This is a genomic window from Actinophytocola sp. (assembly GCF_036402745.1).
Lineage (GTDB): Bacteria > Actinomycetota > Actinomycetes > Mycobacteriales > Pseudonocardiaceae > Actinophytocola.
Genome location: NZ_DASWSJ010000198.1, coordinates 1 through 2,115 on the forward strand (window position 1 = coordinate 1; position 2,115 = coordinate 2,115).

The window sequence follows — 2,115 nt, forward strand, 5'->3', positions numbered from 1 at the left end:
CCTGGTCACCGAGCTCGCGCCGCGGCTCACCCGGCTGGCCGGCGAGACCGTGGTCGAGGCGCGCGGCGGGGCCCTGCTGCCGGGTCTGTGCGACCACCACCTGCACCTGCATGCCCTTGCCGCACAACGGGGCTCCGTCCGATGCGGTCCGCCGGACGTGTCCGATCCGGCGGCGCTCGCGGCGGCGCTGGCCGGGGCGAGGGCCGACGAGCACGGCTGGGTCCGCGGCATCGGCTACGCCGAGTCGGTCGCCGGCCCGCTGGATGCCGTGGCGCTCGACCGGCTGCACCGGGCCCGACCGGTTCGCCTCCAGCATCGCAGTGGCGCGCTGTGGATGCTCAACACCGCGGCGATGGTCGCCCTCGACGTCGCCGTCGCCGTCGACGTCGACGTCCATCCGGGCATCGAGCGCGACCCGCGCGGCACGCCGACCGGCCGGCTCTGGCGCGCGGACGACTGGTTGCGGACCCGGCTCCCCCGCACTGGCCCGCCCGGTCTGCGCGAGGTCGGCGCGCGGCTCGCCCGGCTCGGGATCACCAGCGTCACCGACGCGACCCCGGATCTCGACCGGGCCGCGATCGACGCCATCGCCGACGACATGCGCACCGGTGCGCTGCCCCAGCGCGTACATCTCCTTGGTGTGCCGGTGGATCCGCCGCACACCCCGGCGCCGGGCTCGCCGTCGGCCGGGCCGTACAAGATCGTGCTCGCCGACTCCGCGCTGCCCGAGCTGGACAGTCTCGTCGAGACCGTCCGGGCCGCGCACGCCACCGGTCGCGCGGTAGCCGTGCACTGCGTGACCAGGGAGGCGCTGGTGCTCCTGCTGGCCGCGCTCGCCGCTGCCGGCACGGTGCCGGGCGACCGGATCGAGCACGCCGCGCTCGTCCCCGGCGAACTCGTCGCCGAGCTCGCGCGGCGGGGACTGCGGGTCGTCACGCAGCCCGGTTTCCTGGCTGACCGCGGCGACGACTTCCTTCGTGACCTGCCCGCCGAGGACCACCCCGACCTCTACCGGGTCGCGACGCTGCGGGCGGCGGGAGTGCCGGTCGCGCTGTCCAGCGACGCGCCCTACGGCCCGCTCGATCCGTGGGCGGTCATCTCGGCGTCCGTGGACCGCCGCACCCGTTCCGGCCGGGTCGCCAGCCCCGCCGAGCGCAGCACCGCGGCCGAGGCGTTGACCGGTTACCTTTGTCCCGCAACCGATCCCGGCGGCCGGCCACGCACGGTGCGGGTCGGCACCGCGGCGGATCTCGTGCTGCTGCACGGAGCTCGCGCGGACATGCTCGCCGATCCGGACAGCGACCGGGTACGCATGACCTTCATCGGCGGGCACCCGGTGCCGTGAGCACGATCACCCGGACCGGCGCCGCGACAGGCGTTCTCGGGCGACGCTCCCGACCAGTGTCCCGGCCTGGTCGAACAACAGTCCCCTGCGCAGCGCCCGGCCACCGCTGACGGCCTCGTTCGCTGGTGCTGCCCGTTGGTGGATCCCTCCGGGATCATCGGCCTTCGCGTGCCGACCACGTCGTGACCACCTCGTCCGCGGTGGCCAGGGTGGCGATCAACCCGACGGTGTGCTCAAGCACCCGGGCGCCGAACTCCAGCGGCACGCCGGCGACCGCGTCGGTGACCACGACGACTCGGTACGCGCGGTTCACCGCGTCGAACACCAGGTTCGGGATCGCCACGTTCAACGACACCCCGGCGACCACGATCGACGTGATGCCGGTGTTGCGCAGCAGCGCGTCGAGCTGCCCGTCGGCCATCGGCGACAGCCCGTGGTAGCGGGGCAGGATCACGTCGCCCGCGTCGTGGACCATGGCCAGGGGTCGCACCGACGACGTGCCGGGCGTGTTGTCCGCCCCCGCCTTGCGCGCGGCGGCGAACAGCCGGGCGTTCCGATTCGCGCCGAAGCCGCCGGACAGGTTCTCGGCGGTCGCGTGCACCACGGGCACGCCCGCCGCGCGGGCCGCGACCGCCAACCGCGCGGCGTTGCGGGCGACGCCGACCTCGGCGGCCGCGGCCGCGAGCGCCGGGAACACGGACGCCACGCCCACCACCCCGTTCTGCACCTCCTGGAGCACGAGCGCGGTGCGGCCGGCCGGTATCAGCTCG

Annotated in this window: 2 protein-coding genes; one reads left to right on the forward strand and one right to left on the reverse strand. The window is 75.2% G+C overall.

The window, feature by feature from the left end; genetic code table 11:
- Nucleotide 1: 1 nt before the first annotated feature.
- Nucleotides 2-1,345 carry an amidohydrolase family protein gene (locus VGD70_RS18995; protein WP_331083095.1) on the forward strand — a complete coding sequence of 448 codons (1,344 nt, stop codon included), beginning with the start codon at nucleotides 2-4 and terminating at the stop codon, nucleotides 1,343-1,345.
- Nucleotides 1,346-1,499: 154 nt separating this feature from the next.
- Here VGD70_RS18995 and VGD70_RS19000 read toward each other — a convergent pair.
- Nucleotides 1,500-2,115, reverse strand: a 616-nt coding sequence (locus VGD70_RS19000; protein WP_331083097.1) for an isochorismatase family protein, incomplete at its 5' end; no start/stop codon positions are given.